The 18,513-nt window shown below is 68.8% G+C and carries 14 protein-coding genes; 4 read left to right on the top strand and 10 right to left on the bottom strand.

What is annotated here, in order from left to right; all coding sequences use genetic code 11:
* Positions 1-373: 373 nt before the first annotated feature.
* Positions 374-622 carry a hypothetical protein gene (locus VSR71_RS26690; RefSeq protein WP_342916774.1) on the top strand — a complete coding sequence of 83 codons (249 nt, stop codon included), beginning with the start codon at positions 374-376 and terminating at the stop codon, positions 620-622.
* Positions 623-716: 94 nt separating this feature from the next.
* On the opposite strand, the gene VSR71_RS26685 is transcribed toward VSR71_RS26690, so the two are convergent.
* A complete protein-coding gene (locus VSR71_RS26685) occupies positions 717-1,064 on the bottom strand; it encodes an RcnB family protein (protein ID WP_342916773.1) in 348 nt (115 codons plus the stop codon).
* A 359-nt stretch (positions 1,065-1,423) separates the two neighbouring features.
* On the opposite strand from VSR71_RS26685, the gene VSR71_RS26680 reads away from it, so the two are divergent.
* Entirely contained in the window at positions 1,424-2,605 is a 1,182-nt protein-coding gene (locus VSR71_RS26680; RefSeq protein ID WP_342916772.1) for a GGDEF domain-containing protein, read from the top strand.
* 110 nt (positions 2,606-2,715) lie between these two features.
* Here VSR71_RS26680 and VSR71_RS26675 read toward each other — a convergent pair whose 3' ends face one another.
* The 4 genes from VSR71_RS26675 to VSR71_RS26660 all read right to left on the bottom strand — a co-directional run bounded on the left by VSR71_RS26675 (position 2,716) and on the right by VSR71_RS26660 (position 7,446).
* Positions 2,716-4,206 (bottom strand): ATP-binding protein, encoded by a 1,491-nt coding sequence (locus VSR71_RS26675; RefSeq protein WP_342916771.1) that lies wholly within the window; start codon positions 4,204-4,206, stop codon positions 2,716-2,718.
* Between the two features lie 151 nt (positions 4,207-4,357).
* The gene (gene leuD, locus VSR71_RS26670; protein ID WP_342916770.1) at positions 4,358-5,002 is read right to left on the bottom strand and encodes a 3-isopropylmalate dehydratase small subunit; all 645 of its coding nucleotides are present in this window, start codon (positions 5,000-5,002) and stop codon (positions 4,358-4,360) included.
* Positions 4,995-6,443, bottom strand: a complete 1,449-nt coding sequence (gene leuC / locus VSR71_RS26665; RefSeq protein ID WP_342916769.1) for a 3-isopropylmalate dehydratase large subunit — start codon at positions 6,441-6,443, stop codon at positions 4,995-4,997. The genes leuD and leuC overlap by 8 nt, the downstream gene beginning before the upstream one ends.
* A 28-nt stretch (positions 6,444-6,471) precedes the next feature.
* Positions 6,472-7,446, bottom strand: a complete 975-nt coding sequence (locus VSR71_RS26660) for a tripartite tricarboxylate transporter substrate binding protein (RefSeq protein WP_342916768.1) — start codon at positions 7,444-7,446, stop codon at positions 6,472-6,474.
* A 102-nt stretch (positions 7,447-7,548) separates the two neighbouring features.
* Here VSR71_RS26660 and VSR71_RS26655 point away from each other — a divergent pair, with 102 nt between their 5' ends.
* Positions 7,549-8,475 (top strand): LysR family transcriptional regulator, encoded by a 927-nt coding sequence (locus VSR71_RS26655; RefSeq protein ID WP_342916767.1) that lies wholly within the window; start codon positions 7,549-7,551, stop codon positions 8,473-8,475.
* Positions 8,476-8,503: 28 nt separating this feature from the next.
* On the opposite strand, the gene kdpE is transcribed toward VSR71_RS26655, so the two are convergent.
* The 4 genes from kdpE to VSR71_RS26635 all read right to left on the bottom strand — a co-directional run bounded on the left by kdpE (position 8,504) and on the right by VSR71_RS26635 (position 14,508).
* Positions 8,504-9,199 (bottom strand): two-component system response regulator KdpE, encoded by a 696-nt coding sequence (gene kdpE / locus VSR71_RS26650; RefSeq protein ID WP_342916766.1) that lies wholly within the window; start codon positions 9,197-9,199, stop codon positions 8,504-8,506.
* On the bottom strand, positions 9,200-12,097 hold the full coding sequence (locus tag VSR71_RS26645; RefSeq protein WP_342916765.1) for a DUF4118 domain-containing protein: 2,898 nt from the start codon (positions 12,095-12,097) through the stop codon (positions 9,200-9,202).
* Between the two features lie 319 nt (positions 12,098-12,416).
* A complete protein-coding gene (locus VSR71_RS26640) occupies positions 12,417-12,983 on the bottom strand; it encodes a single-stranded DNA-binding protein (protein WP_342916764.1) in 567 nt (188 codons plus the stop codon).
* 274 nt (positions 12,984-13,257) lie between these two features.
* Positions 13,258-14,508 carry an MFS transporter gene (locus VSR71_RS26635; RefSeq protein ID WP_342916763.1) on the bottom strand — a complete coding sequence of 417 codons (1,251 nt, stop codon included), beginning with the start codon at positions 14,506-14,508 and terminating at the stop codon, positions 13,258-13,260.
* Positions 14,509-14,923: 415 nt separating this feature from the next.
* On the opposite strand from VSR71_RS26635, the gene uvrA reads away from it, so the two are divergent.
* Positions 14,924-17,788, top strand: coding sequence for an excinuclease ABC subunit UvrA (uvrA, locus tag VSR71_RS26630; RefSeq protein WP_342916762.1), 2,865 nt, complete (start codon positions 14,924-14,926; stop codon positions 17,786-17,788).
* Positions 17,789-17,807: 19 nt separating this feature from the next.
* Here the strand turns inward: uvrA and VSR71_RS26625 are convergent, their stop codons facing one another.
* Complete coding sequence (locus VSR71_RS26625) at positions 17,808-18,401, bottom strand: histidine phosphatase family protein (RefSeq protein ID WP_342916761.1); 594 nt, start codon at positions 18,399-18,401, stop codon at positions 17,808-17,810.
* Positions 18,402-18,513 lie beyond the last annotated feature (112 nt).

Below are 18,513 nucleotides of genomic sequence, written 5' to 3'. Positions count from 1 at the left end.
AGCCTCGCCCGTGGTTTTAAACATACTGGCGTTTCAAACCAGCGGAGTTTGCGGACCGGCATTTTCCGACTCCCCTGAAAGCCGCACGCCGGCGTGAATTTCCGCATGCATGGGGTGCGTCGGTGAAAGGGCAATCAAACGCATTGCCATCGCAATGGCACGCTCGGGACAAAAGCCGGAGGCTTCGCCCGAATGGATGAGATCCGGCCGCGGCGAAGCGAATCGCGCATTTCAACCGAGAAACGTCGGGTCCCGGTTTATCCCTTGCCGGGGTATCGTCGGTGCCGGCAAAGGCGGCGGCCGGCAGCGGGCATGTCGCCACGCGGACCATGCACTATGCTGGAAATCCCACCATTCCTAAGCGGAGGCCGACGTGCGTAAATCCATTCCGATCCTCGCGGCGCTGTTGTTGTGCGGCGCCAGCGGCCTGGCGCTCGCCCACAACTGCCCCAACGAGATGAAGACAATCGACGCCAAGCTTAGGGCCAAGCCCGCGCTGTCGCCCGAAGATGCCGCCAAGGTGGCCAAGCTGCGTGCCGACGGCGAGGCCTACCACAAGGCCGGCAAGCATGACGAAGCGATGAAGTCGCTGCTCGAGGCCAAGAAGATACTCGGCATCTGAAGCGGGGCGCCGAAAAAAAAGAGCCGCCGCGCACCCCGCGCGGCGGCTTTTGCTTTGCTGCGTGGGCCAGGGCGAGGACCCCGGCCGATGTGGGTCAGGAGCCCGACCCGACCTGCTGGATCACGCCATTGGGCGCCACCAGGTAATACTCGGCGCCGACCCCTACCCAGCGCGTGCCCTTGCGCGGCGCCGGCAGGTTGTATTGCTTGTAATCGTCGATCACATACTGGCGGTCCCTGAACTCGGTCGGCAGGCGGTCGCCCTTCTTCCATTGCTGCACCTGCACATACGGCGAGCTTTGCGGGGCTGGCGCCGGCGCGGACGCCGCGGGTTCCGTCATCGGCCGGGTAGAAGTCCGGCCACTGCCCTGCGCCATGGCAAACGGCGCCGCCAGCACGCTTGCCGCCAGCAACAGGGCAGGCATCGCATTCTTGGTATTCATCGTGATCTCCTTGCGTACGGAAAACCGAACTGCCGGAGGATCCGGACAGCTTCTACCAGATTAGTCACAAAAGCAGGAAACCGTAGCAACCGTGGCCCGGCAGCCACGTCTCTGGCGTTCACAATTGTTTGCCCGGCGTCGGCGGCCGCCATGCGCCGCGTGCCATGGTGGTGGCTAGAATGAGACCCGACGGAAACACTCAGCAGGCCACGGCAAACGCCGCGCCCGCCCGGGCGCCCATGCGCCCCATAATGTTCCCTGGCCATGCCCTTCGGCCGCGCGATGCCGCGACGCATGCGCGCCCCTCGCCGGAGCTTGCAACCACCCCTGCCAGAGAACGACAAGAACAGGGGACTCTCGTGTTGCAAGACGCTGGTCGATTCCTGGCACTGGTCAATCCCGCCATTGCCATCGCATTCTCGCTGTGCTTCGTGCTGGCCTGGCGCTATGAGCGCACCCGGCACTACCTGCTGCTGCCGGCTGCCGCGTACTGCATGTACGCAATCGCCATCACCCTGCAGATCGTCTGGCCACCGCGCCCCGGCGGCGGACAGGCCACGGTGACCGCCCTGCTGTACCTGGGCAGCGGCGTGCTGCTGCTGCGCGGCATGCTGGCGCGCATCGGTGCGCGGGTCGATACCTGCGCGCAGGTGGCGTTGCCGCTCGCGCTGCTCGGCGCGATCGCGTGGTTCGACCTGGTGCAGCCGCGGCTGGTGGCGCGCATCTACATACTGAACGTCGGCATCGCCATGATCCTGCTGCTGGGCATGCCGGCGCTGGCCGGGTTGCGCAGCGGACGCCTGGCAGACCGCGTGCTGTTCTGGTTCTACCTGCTGTTCGCGCTGCATTTCCTGCCGCGCACCGTGCTGACCGTGGTCCCGGCAGCCGCGCACGATCCGGCCGTCTTTATCCAGTCGGCCTACTGGCTTTCGCTGCAGGCCTCGCTGGCGCTGCTGCTGATGGCGCTGGCCCTGGCATTGCTGGCCGCGGCGGCGCAGGACATCATCGTCGGCCTGCGGCACGAGCGCGACACCGACCCGCTGACGCTGCTGCATACCCGCCGCGGCCTGGCCGCGCTCGCCATGCAGCAGATCCCGCCGCCTCCCGGGCGGCCGCTCAGCCTGCTGGTGTGCGACCTCGACTTCTTCAAGTTCATCAACGACAACTACGGCCACGGCGCCGGCGACGCGGTGCTGGCGCAGTTCGGCCAGATCCTCGCCGGCGGCATCCGCCGGCGCGATATCGCGGCGCGGCTGGGCGGCGAAGAGTTTGTGGTGCTGCTGCCCGATACCGCGCCCGACGCGGCACTGCAACTGGCCGAGCGCCTGCGCCACACGCTCGAACACACGCCGATGCCGGTGCTGCCCGGCGTGCACCGCGTGACCGCCAGCTTCGGCGTGGCGACGCTGCGGCCCGGCGAAGACCTCGATACGCTGCTGATGCGTGCCGACCACGTGCTCTACGCGGCCAAGAACCGCGGCCGCAACTGCGTCGCGTGGGAGCTGGACGAAGCCTTGCAGGCGCCCGGCGCCCTCGCCTGAGGCGGGGCTACAGGCAGATCAGCTCGATGGCAGCCACGGCCGCGGCGCATCGATCGCGTGCAAGATCCTGATGAGGACGGCCGCGTGGGTCGTCCGCGATCCGATCCGGATCATGGCGGCAAGCGTGAACTGCGGTAGCCGGGAACGCTGGCATCCAGGATCAGACCGAGGTCGCCGATGCGGTCCTGCGTCGCCTGCACGGCCCACGCGGCGCCGGCCTCCAGTTCGCGGCACAGCTCCGCCGCGTCGCGCGCGGCATCGATCCGCGCGAGCGCGCCGCGCAGGTGATGCGCATGCGCCTGTACCGCGACCAGGTCGCCGCTGGCGGCAGCGGCACGCAAGGCATCGAAATCGGCATTGACGCCCTGCGCCAGCAGCGTGGCATCGGCGTCGCCGCTGGCAAGCGGCGGCTTCTGCGCGCGCCCCGGCACCAGCTCTTGCAGGCACGCCGCCAGCTCCCGCAGCAGCACCGGCTTGACGAGGCAGCGGTCCATGCCGGCCTCTTGGCAGCGACCGGCTTCGCCAGCGCCGGCGTTGGCGGTCAGCGCGACGATGCGCACCGGGTTGCCCGCCGCGCGCAGACGGCGGCTGAGCGCATAGCCATCCATGACCGGCATCTGCACATCGGTCAGCACGACGTCGAAGCTCCCTGCCGCGCAGGCCGCCAGTCCCTGTGCGCCGTCGCTCGCAAGTTGCACCGCGCAGCCAAGCCGCTCTAGCTGGCCACGCAGCAGCAGGCGGTTGTGCGGATGATCCTCCACGACCAGCACGCGCAGCCCCGGTTGCGGCAACGCCGGCATCGCTGGCGCCGCCTCGGCACCGGCGGCACCGGCGGCACCGCGCGGCGGCAGTGAGGCGGTGGCCGGCAACTGCAGCGCAACGGTAAAGCGGCTGCCCTGGCCCGGCGAGCTGTCGGCGGTGATGTCGCCGCCCATCAGCCGGGCCAGCTTCCTGCAGATGGCCAGCCCGAGCCCCGCGCCGCCGAGCTCGTCCGCGCGCGTGGAATCGCCCTGCATGAAGGGCTCGAACAGGTGCGGCAGCAGCGCGCCATCGATGCCAGGGCCGGTGTCCGCCACTTCCAGCATCAGCCCGACCCGGTCCGCCGAGGGCTGCGGTTCCTGCCACAGGCGCAGCGTGACGCGCCCCTGCGCGGTGAACTTGATCGCATTGCGCAACAGGTTGGCCAGCACCTGCCGCACGCGCAGCGGATCGCCCAGCAGCCATGGCACGCCCGGCTGCAGGTCGCAGTCCAGCGCCACGCCCTTGCGCATGGCCAGCGGCTCCTGCGCGCGCGCCACGGTTTGGGCCAGCGCCACCGGATCGAACGGCACCGCGTCCAGCCGCAGCTGGCCGGCTTCGATGCGCGAGAAGTCAAGCAGGTCGTCGAGGATCTGCAGCAGCACACGCGACGACTCGGTGATGGTCGCCACCTGCTGGCGCTGCGCCACGTCCAGCCCGGTCATCGACAGCAGTTCCAGCGTGCCGAGCATGCCGTACAGCGGCGTGCGGATCTCGTGGCTCATCGCGGCCAGCAGGCGCGCGTTGGCGGGGCCGGGCGCGTCGGCCGGGGCCGGGCCCGCGCTGTCGTCGTTCGTCGTCATGGCATTGTCCGGAGCTGCAGCCTGCCTGAGGCTGGCGGAGATATGCCAAGCATAGCCACGCGCGGCCGCGGGCGCATGAAATCCGGCCTGCACGATTTCCGAAACGCGGAAAGGCGCGCGGTGCGGCTCAGGCCATCGGTCAGGTAATCGGTCAGGTCGTGCCCAGCCTGTCCCGCGTGCGCCGGGCCACATCCTTCGCCCACGGGAACGCCTCCCAGTAGCGGCGCGCAAACTGCTCGATCTCGTCGCGCTGCTTCAGCGACAGGCCGATCATGTCGAGTCCCTCCAGGAACATGCGGCGATGCCGCGCCGACAGCTCGAACGGGAAGTCGCCTGCCGGCGTGCGCACCTGCATCGCCTCGACGTCGATGCGGATCTCATTGGCGCTGTCGGCATCGACCGCGTCCATCAGCCGTTCGATCACCTTGCGCGGCAGCATCACCAGCTGCAGCCGGTTATTCATCGCATTCGAGTAGAAGATCTCGCCGAAGCTGGGCGCGATCACCGCGCGGATGCCGAACTGCTGCAGGCCCCACACGGCATGCTCGCGGCTGGAGCCGCAGCCGAAGTTGGCGCCGCCGACCAGGATGCTGGTGCCGGCGTACTCCGGCCGGTTCAGCACGAATTCCGGGCGCCGCGCGCCGGTGGCGTCGAAGCGGTGGTCATAGAGAATGCCTTGGGCAAGGCCCGATTTGTCGATGCCGCGCAGGAACTGCTTGGGAATGATCTGATCGGTGTCGAGGTTCTCGAAACGGATCGCGGCGGCTTTGCCGGCGAGGCAGGAAAGTTCAGGCATGAGACAGCTCCAGCTTGCGGACGTCGGTGATCGCGCCGGTAATGGCCGCCGCGGCCGCCATGGCCGGGCTCATCAGGTGGGTGATGGCACCCCGCCCCTGCCGGCCTTCGAAATTACGGTTGGTGGTGGAGGCGCAGCGCACGCCGTCGGCGAGCACGTCGTCGTTCATGGCCAGGCACATCGAGCAGCCGGGCTGGCGCCATTCGAAACCCGCCGCGGTGAGGATGTCGGCGAGCCCTTCGCGCTCGGCCTGCGCCTTCACCGCGCCCGATCCCGGCACGACCATCGCGCGCACGCCCGCGGCGACGGTCTTGCCGCGCACCACGCTCGCGACCGCGCGCAGGTCTTCGATGCGGCCGTTGGTGCAGGAGCCGATGAAGACGTGCTGGATCGGCGTGCCGGCCAGCGTCGCGCCCGGCTGCAGGTGCGTGTAGGCCAGCGCGCGCTCGACCGAGCGCTGCTCCGCTTCGTCGATCTGGTCTTCCGGGAACGGAACCTGGCCCGACACCGGCAGCACCTGGTCGGGGCTGGTGCCCCAGGTCACGTGCGGCTCGACCTGGCTGGCGTCGAACACGTATTCCATGTCGAAGTGCGCGCCGGTGTCGCTGTGCAGCGTCTGCCAGTAACGCAGCGCGGCGTCGCGCTGGACGCCACCGTCATCGCCGCCGTCATCGCCATCGCCACCGATATCCGGCGCGCGGCGCAGCACGTAGTCGATGGCGGCCTCGTCCGGCGCGATCAGCGCGCCGCGCGCGGCGGCCTCGACCGTCATGTTGCACAGCGTGAAGCGGGCTTCGATGCTCAGGTCGCGGATGGCCGAGCCGCAGTATTCCACCACGTAGCCGCGCGCGCCCTGCGCGCCAATCGCCCCGATGATGCGCAGGATCAGGTCCTTGGCGGTAGTGCCGAGCGGCAGCCTGCCGTCCACGCGGATGCGCATGGTCTTTGCCATCCGGTAGACCAGCGTCTGCGTGGCCAGCACGTGCTCGACCTCGGACGTGCCGATGCCGAAGCCCAGCGCGCCGAGCGCACCGTAGGTGGTGGTATGGCTGTCGCCGCAGATCACCACCATGCCCGGGCGGATCATGCCGTGCTCGGGCGCCACCACGTGCTCGATGCCCTGCAGCGCGTCGTTGGTGTCGAACAGCGGGATCGCGTGCCGCTCGCAGTTGGCATGCAGGTTGGTGGCCTGCAGCGCCGACGCCGGATCGGCGATGACGCGGATCGCGCCGGGGTGCGTGGGGATGATATGGCTGACTACGGCCACGTTCTGCCCCGGCACCAGCACGCCACGCCCCTGCTCGTGCAGGCCGGCGAAGGCCTGCGGGCTGGTGTATTCGTTCATCAGGTGCAGGTCGCAATACAGCAGCACGTTGTCGTCGTCGATCCTGGCGACGGTATGGGAGTCGACCAGCTTCTGGTACAGGGTGCGGGGGGTCATGGCACAAGCCTTGGTAACGGTATGACGGTCATTCCGCGGTGATGCCGCGCTGCCTGATCAGGTTGGCCCACACGGGCATTTCTTTTTCCAGCCGCTGCCGGGCGGCCGCGGGCGTGCTCGGCGTCGGCTCGAAGCCTTCCTTGAGCATCCGGTCCCGCGTGGCCGGCGTCGCGAGCGCGGCATTCAGCGCGGTGTTCAGCTTGTCGATGACCGGCGTGGGCGTGCCCGCGGGCGCGAACACCATGAACCAGGTCTCGAAGTTGTAGCCCGGCAAACCGGCCTCGGCCGCGGTCGGCACGTTCGGCAACTGGGCGGAGCGCTTCGAACCGGTCACGGCCAGCGCCTTGAGCTTGCCGCCCTGCACATGCTGCTGGGCCGCGGACACCACCGGGAAGCTCATGTCGACCTGGCCGGCAATGGTGTCGACCAGCGCCGGGCCACCGCCGCGATACGGCACGTGGACGATCGACACGTTGGCCACCGACTTGAACAGTTCCGCCGACATATGGAAGGTGCTGCCATTGCCGGCCGAGCCGTAGGTCAGCTTGCCCGGCTGAGCCTTCGCCGCGGCGATCAGTTCCGGCAACGTCTTCGCCGGAATGTTGTTGTTGACAACCAGCACGTGCTGCGAGCTGGCGACCATGCCGATCGGCGCGAGGTCCTTCAGCGTGTCATACGGCATGCGCGGGAACAGGCCGGGGTTGATGGCCAGCGACACCGTCTGCAGCCCGACCGTGTAGCCATCGGCGCTCGCCTTGGCGACCGCGTCGACGCCGATGTTGCCGCCGGCGCCGGCGCGGTTCTCCACCACGATGGTGCCGCCGAGGCTCCTGGCCCAGGCATCGGCGACCAGGCGCGCGGCGATGTCGGCGCTGCCACCGGGGGCATACGGCACGATCAGGCGGACCGGGCGCTGGGGATAGGACTGGGCGGCGGCGCTGCCAGCGGTGGCGGCGAAAGCCGCGGCACAGGCCAGCAAGGCAGTCAGGCGGACAAGTTTCACGGGCGTCTCCTGTGGGATGAATTGTTGTGGAAACGATCGTATCATTGCCCCGGAGAAACATAATTCAGACTCCGTTACTTCTTTAGTTCCTGTAATTCAGCAATGGACAACTTCTCCGACCTAGCCTTCTTCCAGTGCATCAACAAGCACGGCAGCCTGGCCGCCGCGGCGCAGGAACTGGGCGTGACGCCACCGGCGGTCAGCAAGCGGCTGGCCGCGCTGGAAGCGCGGCTGGGCGTGCGGCTGCTGCACCGGACCACGCGGCGTATCAGCCTGACGCCGGAGGGCGAAAGCTACCTGGTCGAAGGCGCGCGCATCCTGGCGGAAATGGAAGCGCTGGAACGCGCCATCGCCGGCAGCAGCAGCACGCCGCACGGCCTGCTGAAGATCGGCGCGACGCTGGGTTTCGGCCGCCGCCATATCGCGCCGGCGCTGTCGGCATTCGCGCGCGCGTTTCCCAGGATCGAGGTCCAGCTGCACCTGAGCGACCGGCCGCTCAACCTGGTCGAACAGGGCCTGGACGCGCTGATCCATTTCGGCGAGCTGCCCGACGTGCGGCTCACCGCGCGGCTGCTCGCCAACAACCGCCGCCTGCTGTGCGCCGCGCCGTCCTACCTGCAGGCCGCCGGCGAGCCGGCGAATCCGCGCGAGCTGGCGCGGCACAACTGCATCTTTATCCGCGAGGCCGACGAGACCTTCGGCACCTGGCACCTGCGCAACGGCGCCCAGCAGGAAACGGTCAAGGTGCGCGGCACCATGAGCACCAACGACGGCGAATCGGCGCTGGCGTGGGCCATCGACGGGCAAGGGCTGCTGGTGCGCTCCGAATGGGACGTGGCCGAGCACCTGCGCAGCGGTGCGCTGCGCCGCGTGCTGCCGCAGTGGCAACTGGCGCCGGCCGACATCTACCTGGTGTTCCCGGCGCGCAACCACCGGCCCGACAAGGTGCGGGCGCTGGTGGATTTCATGCTGGAGCGGTTTGCCGGCCACCGCGCCCGTGGGCCGGGCGGCGCGGACAGCGCGTGGTAGCGGGATTACCGGGGCTGAAAGTACAGCCTTATCCGGCGAACCGGTAGCCCAGCCCCACTTCGGTCAGCAGGTGCGCCGGCTGCGCCGGGTCTGCTTCGAGCTTGTGCCGCAGGTGTCCCATGTAGACGCGCAGGTACTGGCTGCTTTCCGACTGTGCGGGTCCCCAAACCTCGCGCAGCAGTTCGCGGTGCGTCATGACCTTGCCGCGATGCGCGATCAGCACGGCCAGCAGCCGGTACTCGATCGGCGTCAGGTGCACCGCCTGCCCGCCGCGCGTGACCAGGCGGTTGGCCAGGTCGACCTGGACATCGCCGAACGTGACCTGGCTGGAGCCTTGCGCGTTGGCGCGGGCATGCCGGCGCAGCAGCACGCGCAGGCGCGCCACCAGCTCGGCCACGCCGAAGGGCTTGGTCAGGTAGTCGTCGGCCCCCGCATCCAGCGCGCCGACCTTGTCGGCTTCCCCGCTGCGCGCGGACAGCACCAGGATCGGCACGGCGGTCCACGTGCGCACCTCACCGATCAGCTTGAGCCCGTCGCCGTCCGGCAGGCCGAGGTCGAGGATGACCAGGTCGGGCTGCCGCGTGCCGGCCTCGATCAGGCCGCGCTTGAGCGACTCGGCCTCGTGCACCGTGCAACCCTCGGCCTCCAGCGTCAGGCGGACAAAGCGACGGATATGCGGTTCGTCCTCGACGAGCAGGATCGTGGGCGAAAAATCGAACGGCATCTATGCCTCTCCTTGCTTGGTTGGCGACGGCTCGGGCAGTTCAGCCGGCTCGGCCTCGATCGTTGGCGGATTGCCGTGCGGCAACGCGATCGTGAAGCGCGCGCCGGTGCCATCGTCGGGACGCGCATGCCGGCCCTGCCGCTGCGCCGGTTCCACCCAGATGCGGCCGCCATGCGCCTGCATGATGGCATCGCATACGGCCAGGCCCAACCCGACGCCGGCGGTGGCGGACTCGCGTTCGCCGCGCGTGAATTTCTCGAATATCTGCCGCTCCTTGCCGCGCGGCACGCCCGGGCCGTCGTCCTCGACCACGACCCAGACCTCGTCGCCCGCAGCCATGGCCGACAACCGGATTTCGGTGCCTGGCGGCGTGTACTTGGCGGCATTCTCCAGCAGGTTGCACAGCACCCGCTCGAACAGCACGGCATCGCATTCCACCAGCGGCACCTGCGACAGGTTGGCCACGACAACGCGGTGGCGCGCCAGCGCCTCGCGCATCGCAGCCAGGCTCGCGCCGGCCAGTTCCTCGATCGACTGCCACTCTTGCCTGATGCGCACATCGCGGCCCTGCAGCCTGGCCATGTCGAGCAGGTTGACCACCATGGTCCGCATGCGCCGCGCCTGCTCCAGCATTGCGGCGACGGTCTCGTCCAGTGGCGGGGCCAGCAGCGGCGTGCCGCGCTGCATGGTTTCCGCCATACCGATCAGGCTGGTCAGCGGCGTGCGCAGGTCGTGCGAGACCGCGGCCAGCAGCGAGCTGCGCAGGCGCTCCGATTCCATCGACAACAGCGCCTGCTGCGCCACCTCGACATAGTGCAGCCGCTCGATCGCGATCGCGATCAGCGTGCAGAACACGTCGGCCTGGCGGCGTAGCGCTGGCTGCGCGAACGCGTGCGGCAGCGCGGGCTCCACGGCGAGCACGCCACGGGTGCGCATCGGCGCCGTCAGCGGCAGGTACAGCACCGTGCTGCCCGGCAGCGTGTCGGTGCCGGTGCCTGCGGGCTGGCCATGGTGGAACACCCATTCGGCGAGCACGCGGTCGATCGAGTCGGTGTGGCCGGCGCTGTTTCCCATGCCGCGCGCCGCGCCGTCATCCGACACCGGCGGCAGCAGCCGCCCCTCCGCCGAGACCAGGAAGAAGGCCGAACTGGCATCGAAGGCGGCGCGCAGGAAGCGGCTGCCGATTGCGACGATCTGTTCGGACTGCAATGCCGCCGACAGCTCGCGCGCCAGCTCGTACAGCGTGCGCGCGTCCTCTTCGCGCTGCACCGCCAGCCGCGCCTGCTCGCGCAGCCCGGCCGTAAGCTGGCCAATCACCAGACCCACCGACAGCAGCACCAGGAAGGTCAGCAGGTACTGCACGTCGCTGACCGCGAACGACAGCCGTGGCGGCACGAAGAAGAAATCGAACGCCGCCACCGCCAGCACCGACGCCAGCGCCGCCGGCCCGCGGCCATGGCGCAGCGCCACGCCGACCACCGCCACCAGGAACAGCATGACGATGTTGACCACGTCGAACCACGGCAGCGCCAGCGCCGACAGCAGCGTCGCGCCCGCGCACCACGCCACGGCCCACGCGTAGTCCTTGCGCCTGGCGCCGTCGGAGCTTGCCGTGGTTTCCGTGTCGTCGGCGGCGTGGCGCGGACGCAGGTCGGCGCGCGTCATGTCGGCGGCAACGCGGATGATATCGATCTCGGGGCAGCCGCGCGCCAGCGCATCGGCAAAGCTGGCGCGGCGGCCGGGCAGCCAGCCCGGTCCGCTGACGAACGGCGACAGTGCCAGCCCCAGCAGCGCGCGCGCGCGCCCCACCAGCGAGCCGCCGCGGCGCCAGTCCGCCGGCGCGCGGCCGAGCACGACCTTGGTCAGGTTATGGCGCCGCACGTATCCGGCCACCGCCAGCACCATGTCGTTGCCGGCGAGTGTCTCGGTCCGCGCGCCCAGTTCCTCGGCGAGGCGCATTGCCGCCTGCAAACGCAGCCGCGCGGCTTCGGAAGGTGGTGCGAGCCGGGGCGTCGCCACCGTCACCACGTGCCAGTCGCAATCGAGCTGCCCGGCGAGCCGGCGCGCGCTGCGCACCACCTGCTCCGCATCGTCGCCGCTGCCGATGCAGGCGAGCACCGCCTCGCGCGTGCGCCATACCGCCTGCACCGCTTCGGACTGGCGCCAGGCGCGCATATCGTCGTCGATGCGGTCCGCGGTGCGGCGCAGCGCCAGTTCGCGCAGCGCGATCAGGTTGCCCTTGCGGAAGAAGTTGCGTGCCGCGTGGCGCGCCTGCTCGGGCAGGTAGACCTTGCCCTCCTTCAGCCGGCGCAGCAGTTCATCGGCCGGCAGGTCGACCAGCACGACCTCGTCGGCGCCGTCGAAGACCGTGTCGGGCACGGTCTCCCACACGCGGATGCCGGTGATGCCGCCGACGGCCTCGTTCAGGCTCTCGAGGTGCTGCACGTTGACCGTGGTCCACACGTCGATGCCGGCCGCCTGCAGTTCCTGGATGTCCTGCCAGCGCTTGGGATGGCGGCTGCCCGGCGCGTTCGAATGGGCCAGTTCGTCGACCAGCACCAGCGCGGGACGGCGCGCCAGCGCCGCGTCGAGGTCGAACTCGCTCAGCACGCGCTCGCGGTATGGCACCGCCTTCATCGGCAGGCGCTCCAGGCCGTCGATCAGCACTTCGGTTTCCGCGCGGCCATGGGTCTCGACCACGCCGATGACGACGTCGACGCCCTGCGCCACCGCGCGCGCCGCGGCAAGCATGGCAAAGGTCTTGCCCACCCCCGCCGATGCCCCGAAATAGACCCTGAGCTTGCCGCGCGCGGCCCGCGCCGTTTCGGCCTGCACCTGCCTGAGCAGGACATCGGGATCGGGGCGTGCGCCGGCGGCGCGGAGTTCGGTATCAGGCATGGGAAAGCTCGCGTCCCATGCTAGCAGAACCGCCGCCTGCCCGACGCGCCGCCACGGGGCCTGGCTGGCGCAGTGCGGCAAAAGGGATCGATGCGACCACGAAGATCCCGATCACGGCTGGCATCCTTGAATGAGTCCGGGCATGCAGCTTACCGACTGGGCCGTAAAAGCCGGGTAGAAAGGAGGCGGATCGGCATAAAGAACGTATAAAGATAGCGGCTACCTCATGGGCCGGTATGGCGAGCGCGAGGAGCGCCTGCTGATAAAAAAACCCCGCTCGCTGGCGGGGTTGATCTTTACAGGTATCGGTTACACAAGATTAGAACGGAATATCGTCGTCCATATCCTCGAAACCGTTCGACGGCGCCTGCTGCGGGCGGCGAGCGCCGCCACCACCCTGGCCGCCACCCTGGCCGCCACCCTGGCCGCCCTGGCCGCCGCCCTGGCCGCCACGGCCGCCGCCGTAGCCGCCACCGCCACCGCCCTGCGATTCACGGCTGTAGCCACCGCCACCACCGCCGCCGCCGTAGCCGCCTTCATCGCCACCACCCTGGCGCGAGCCCAGCATCTGCATCTGGTCGGCAACGATTTCGGTCGAGTACTTGTCCTGGCCGGACTGGTCCTGCCACTTGCGGGTGCGGATGCGGCCCTCGATATAGACCGACGAGCCCTTGCGCAGGTACTGGCCGGCGATTTCGGCCAGCTTGCCGAACATCGAAACGCGGTGCCACTCGGTGGCTTCCTTCATCTCGCCGGACTGCTTGTCCTTGTAGCGATCGGTGGTTGCCAGGCGGAGGTTGGTGACGGCGTCGCCGCTGGGCATGTAGCGGGTTTCGGGGTCGGCGCCGAGGTTGCCGACGAGAATGACTTTGTTGACCGAGGCCATGTGAATGTTCTCCAAAAGCCACGCGCTGTGTTGAAAAGCGTGGCAATACGATAAGGGTGAATCTGACTGCAAGTGTGATCCGATACTGCGCCGGCGACTACCTTGGCCGCTTGTCTGGTTCGGCACTGCGCCGTCGCTGCGGCGCCGCCTGGCGGCAACGCAACGTACAACGTAAACGAACATCGCGCCGCCCGGCCGGTGTCGGGTGGCGCGATCATGCTAGGCCATTTTCTGGCCGGAAAGCGTTACGGATTGATGCGATGCCAGGCCAACTTCATGCGGCCGGCGCAGGTGCGGCTTCCTGCCCGCGGGCCGGGGGTGCCTTCATGTTCCAGGCGATTATAAGCCAGAGCAGCAACACGGCCGCGCAGCCGACGAACACCGCGCTGCGGCCTTCGTGCTTGAGCAGCCAGCCGCCTACGGCGCCGCCCAGGAACAGGCCCAGCGCCTGCGTGGTGTTGTACACGCCGAGTGCCGCGCCGCGCGCGGCCGCGGCGTAGCGCGACACCAGCGAGGGCTGCATTGCCTCCAGCACGTTGAACGCGACAAAGAACAGCAGGAGCACGCCGACGATGGCCCACAGTCCATGCACCGCTGCGAACAGCAGCTGCACCGCGGTCATCAGCGCCACCGCGCCCAGCAGCACCGGACGTACGCGGCCGTAGCGCTCGGCCGCCATCATCGGGCCCAGCATCAGCACGAACGACACCAGCACCACCGGCAGATAGACCTTCCAATGCTGGTCGAGCGGCATGCCGGCATTGGTCAGCATCGCCGGCACCACCATGAACATGGCCACCTGCGAAGCATGGAGCGCCAGCACGCCGACATTCAGCCGCGCCAGGTCGGCATTGAGCAGTACCTTGCGAAAGGGCAGCCGCACCGGGTGCGGCGCGGGCGGCGTGGGCACCAGGAACAGCGTCACGCCGATGGCCACCAGCCCCAGCACCGACATCAGGCTGAAGATGCCCGGCATGCCGATGCTGTGCAGCAGCGGCGAAGCGATCACCAGCGACAGCGCAAAGGTCAGGCCGATGCTGCCGCCGACCATCGCCATCGCCTTGGTGCGATGGCGCTCGCGCGTGAGGTCGGCGATGCAGGCGGTGATGGCCGCCGAGATCGCGCCCATGCCCTGCAGCGCGCGGCCGGCGATGATGCCCGTCAGGGTATCGGAGAAAGCCGCCACCAGGCCGCCCGCGATGAACAGCAGCAGCCCGGCCACCATCACCGGCTTGCGACCGATACGGTCGGACAGCCAGCCCAGCGGGATATGCAGGAAGGCCTGCATCAGGCCATAGATGCCCATGGCCAGGCCGACGCGCTGGACGTCATGCCCGTCCGGCAGGTTGCGGGCGTATTCGGCAAAAACGGGCAGGATCAGGAACAGCCCCAGCATGCGCAGCGCGAAGATGCTGGCCAGCGACACGCTGGCGCGCAACTCGGTGCGCGTCATGCGTTCGCGGGCGGGGGCCTGGGACGCGCCGGCAGGGCTCGCGTCCGGGGAAGAAGACTGGATCGGCGGCATTGCGATCGTGAGGATCTCTGGAAAGCGGGTCGGCTGGCGGGGCCGGCCGGGTGGCCGATTGCGACGGCGTCGGCCGGTATGGCCAGGAGCCGGTGTCGCTGGTGGTTCCGCGCCTTCCGGGTCGCCCTGGAATCGGACCTGCGGCGGCCCTGCGCCCGGTTTCCGGCACGCGCCCGTTCTAGGCCGACTACCCCGGAAACCGAAGTTGGGTATATTAACAGGTTTGCTCCTTCGCGCTTCCCGGGTCACCTGGCCTTGCCAGAGACCCCCCGGGCGTGTGCCCGGATGCGCATTCCGCCGTCGCCAGCGGCAGGAAGTGCCAGTCAGCGCACTTGGACACTGGGTTTTGCCTTTCCTTCAGACAGCCTCGGCCAGCCCGGCCCGGGCGGCCTGCCTGGCGACGACTTTTCGGCATATGGAAGAAATCAAGATCCGTGGGGCCCGCACCCACAACCTGAAGAACATCAATCTCGACCTGCCGCGCAACCGGCTGATCGTGATCACCGGCCTGTCGGGCTCGGGCAAGTCTTCGCTCGCCTTCGACACGCTCTATGCCGAGGGCCAGCGCCGCTACGTGGAGTCGCTCTCCGCCTACGCCCGCCAGTTCCTGCAGCTGATGGAAAAGCCGGACGTCGACCTGATCGAAGGCCTGTCGCCGGCGATCTCGATCGAGCAGAAGGCCACCAGCCACAACCCACGCTCGACGGTCGGCACCGTCACCGAGATCCACGACTACCTGCGCCTGCTGTACGCGCGCGCCGGCACGCCCTACTGCCCCGACCACAACCTGCCCCTGCAGGCGCAGAGCGTGTCGCAGATGGTGGATGCGGCGCTGGCGTTGCCGGAAGACACCAAGCTGATGATCCTGGCGCCGGTGGTGGTCGACCGCAAGGGCGAGCACTCGGACCTGTTCGACAGCATGCAGGCGCAGGGCTTCGTGCGCTTCCGCATCCGCTCGGGCGGCGGCACCGCGCACGAGGCCGAGGCCAGGGTGTATGAGGTCGACCAGTTGCCCAAGCTGAAGAAGACCGAGAAGCACAGCATCGATGTGGTGGTCGACCGCGTGAAGGTGCGCGCCGACATCAAGCAGCGCCTGGCCGAATCGTTCGAGACCGCGCTGCGCCTGAGCGACGGCCGCGCGCTGGCGCTGGAAATGGACAGCGGCGAGGAGCACACCTTCAGCTCGCGCTTTGCCTGCCCGATCTGCTCGTACTCGCTGCAGGAGCTGGAGCCGCGGCTGTTCTCGTTCAACAACCCGATGGGCGCGTGCCCGAGCTGCGACGGGCTGGGCCAGATCACCTTCTTCGATCCCAGGCGCGTGGTGGCCTTCCCCAACCTGTCGCTGGCCTCGGGCGCGATCAAGGGCTGGGACCGGCGCAACCAGTTCTACTTCCAGATGCTGCAGAGCCTGGCGGCGTTCTACGACTTCGATACCGAGACAGCGTTCGAAGAGCTGCCGGAGACCGTGCAGCAAGTGGTGCTGCACGGCTCGGGCGAGCAGGAGATCCCGTTCACCTACATCAACGAGCGCGGCCGCACCACGGTACGCGAGCATGTGTTCGAGGGGATCATCCCCAACCTGGAACGCCGCTACCGCGAGACCGATTCCGTCGCCGTGCGCGAGGAACTGGCCAAGTACCAGAACAACCAGCCCTGCCCCGCCTGCCACGGCACGCGGCTGCGCACCGAGGCGCGCCACGTCAAGCTGGGCGAGAACGAGCAGGCACGCGCGATCTATGAGATCAACGGCTGGCCGCTGCGCGATGCGCTGACCTACTTCCTGACGCTGGACATGCATGGCGCCAAGCGCGAGATCGCCGACAAGATCGTCAAGGAGATCACCGCGCGGCTGAACTTCCTCAACAACGTGGGCCTGGACTACCTGTCGCTGGAGCGCAGCGCCGACACGCTGTCGGGCGGCGAGGCGCAGCGCATCCGGCTGGCGTCGCAGATCGGCTCGGGCCTGACCGGCGTGATGTACGTGCTGGACGAGCCTTCGATCGGCCTGCACCAGCGCGACAACGACCGCCTGATCGGCACGCTCAAGCACCTGCGCGATATCGGCAACTCGGTGCTGGTGGTCGAGCATGACGAGGACATGATCCGCGCCTGCGACTACGTGGTCGATATCGGCCCGGGCGCGGGCGTGCACGGCGGCATGATCGTGGCCGAGGGCACGCCGCGGCAGATCGAGGACTCGCCGGCATCGCTGACGGGGCAGTACCTGTCGGGCCAGCGCCGCATCGAAGTGCCGAAGAAGCGTGCCGCCCCGGATGAAGAGCGGCTGCTGCGCATCGTCAATGCCAGCGGCAACAACCTGCGCAACGTCACTGCCGAGGTGCCGGTGGGCCTGCTCACCTGCATCACCGGCGTGTCCGGCTCGGGCAAGTCAACGCTGATCAACGACACGCTCTACCACGCGGTGGCGCGCCACCTGTACGGCTCGACGCCGGAGCCGGCGCAGCACGACCGCATCGAGGGGCTCGAGCATTTCGACAAGGTCATCAACGTCGACCAGAGCCCGATCGGCCGCACGCCGCGTTCCAACCCGGCCACCTACACCGGCCTGTTCACGCCGATCCGCGAGCTGTTCGCCGGCGTGCCGGCGGCCAAGGAGCGTGGCTACGATCCGGGCCGCTTCTCGTTCAACGTCAAGGGCGGGCGCTGCGAGTCGTGCCAGGGCGATGGCGTGCTCAAGGTCGAGATGCACTTCCTGCCCGACGTGTACGTGCCCTGCGACGTCTGCCACGGCAAGCGCTACAACCGCGAAACGCTGGAGGTGCTGTACAAGGGCAGGAACATCTCCGAGGTGCTGGACCTGACCGTCGAGCAGGCGTACGAGTTCTTCAGCGCGGTGCCGGTGGTGCGGCGCAAGCTGCAGACGCTGCTGGACGTGGGCCTGGGCTATATCCGGCTTGGGCAGTCGGCGACCACGCTGTCGGGCGGCGAGGCGCAGCGCGTGAAGCTGTCGCTGGAGCTGTCCAAGCGCGACACCGGGCGCACGCTCTATATCCTGGACGAGCCCACTACGGGCCTGCACTTCCACGATATCGAGCTGCTGCTCAAGGTCATCCACAAGCTGCGCGACCAGGGCAACACCGTGGTCATCATCGAGCACAACCTGGACGTCATCAAGACCGCCGACTGGCTGATCGACATGGGCCCGGAGGGCGGCGCCGGCGGCGGCCAGGTGATCGCGCGGGGCACGCCGGAGGCGGTGGCGAAGAGCAAGGCCAGCTTCACCGGCAAGTATCTGGCGCCGCTGCTCAAGCGCGGCTGACCTGCCGACTGGTCGCGGCTCAGTCGAGTCCGGCGGCAGGCAGCACGCGCGTGCGCCGCGCCGTGCCGCCCTGCGGCAACTCGATCGCCACGCCGCCACCGCTGTCGGCGCCGTGGCCGGTCAACGCGGTGATCACCACCTGGTGGGTGACCATCAGGTAGGGACCGCCTTGCGGGTCGAGGCCGTCGATCAGGCGCGACAGCTGCGCGACCTGCGCGTCGCGGCGCGGCGCATCCGCCCCGAAGAACGAATTGAGCAGCGGCTGCACCTGTACCGGGCCCAGCCCGATCAGCCGCGCCGTGTCCTGGCAGCGGCACCACGCGCTGCTCCACACCTGCGTCGGCCTGAAGCCGGCCGCCTTCCAGCTCGTTCCCAGCCGCATTGCCTGCTCGCGTCCGCGCGCGTCGAGGTTGCGCTGGGTGGCGCAATCGGCCAGCCGGAACCCGGGCGGGTCGCCCACGCCCGGCGCGCTGGCATGGCGCAGCACCACCAGGACATTCGGGCGCTGCAGCTCGCTCACCGCGATCTCGCCCTGTGATGCCGGAGAGACCTGCGCGGCGGCAAGCGTGGAGACGATGGCAAGCAGGGCAAGCAAGCGGCAAAAGGCAGGCATCGGCTGCTCCGGTGGTGCGTCAACCCCTCCGGTATAGCAGGCGCTGGCTTGCTTTCACCACCTCGCGCCCTACCATGAACCGGACGGCGACATGCATCGCACAGGAGCCCCG

It is taken from the genome of Cupriavidus oxalaticus, from assembly GCF_038900635.1.
GTDB classification, from domain to species: domain Bacteria; phylum Pseudomonadota; class Gammaproteobacteria; order Burkholderiales; family Burkholderiaceae; genus Cupriavidus; species Cupriavidus oxalaticus_B.
This window is presented reverse-complemented; position numbering and strand designations above follow the sequence as displayed.

Coding starts and splice junctions, on each gene's coding strand:
- VSR71_RS26685 (WP_342916773.1), bottom strand. CDS start 1,064: ATGAATACCAAGAATGCGATGCCTGCCCTGTTGCTGGCGGCAAGCGTG.
- VSR71_RS26675 (WP_342916771.1), bottom strand. CDS start 4,206: ATGACGACGAACGACGACAGCGCGGGCCCGGCCCCGGCCGACGCGCCC.
- leuD (WP_342916770.1), bottom strand. CDS start 5,002: ATGCCTGAACTTTCCTGCCTCGCCGGCAAAGCCGCCGCGATCCGTTTC.
- leuC (WP_342916769.1), bottom strand. CDS start 6,443: ATGACCCCCCGCACCCTGTACCAGAAGCTGGTCGACTCCCATACCGTC.
- VSR71_RS26655 (WP_342916767.1), top strand. CDS start 7,549: ATGGACAACTTCTCCGACCTAGCCTTCTTCCAGTGCATCAACAAGCAC.
- kdpE (WP_342916766.1), bottom strand. CDS start 9,199: ATGCCGTTCGATTTTTCGCCCACGATCCTGCTCGTCGAGGACGAACCG.
- VSR71_RS26645 (WP_342916765.1), bottom strand. CDS start 12,097: ATGCCTGATACCGAACTCCGCGCCGCCGGCGCACGCCCCGATCCCGAT.
- VSR71_RS26640 (WP_342916764.1), bottom strand. CDS start 12,983: ATGGCCTCGGTCAACAAAGTCATTCTCGTCGGCAACCTCGGCGCCGAC.
- VSR71_RS26635 (WP_342916763.1), bottom strand. CDS start 14,508: ATGCCGCCGATCCAGTCTTCTTCCCCGGACGCGAGCCCTGCCGGCGCG.
- uvrA (WP_342916762.1), top strand. CDS start 14,924: ATGGAAGAAATCAAGATCCGTGGGGCCCGCACCCACAACCTGAAGAAC.
- VSR71_RS26625 (WP_342916761.1), bottom strand. CDS start 18,401: ATGCCTGCCTTTTGCCGCTTGCTTGCCCTGCTTGCCATCGTCTCCACG.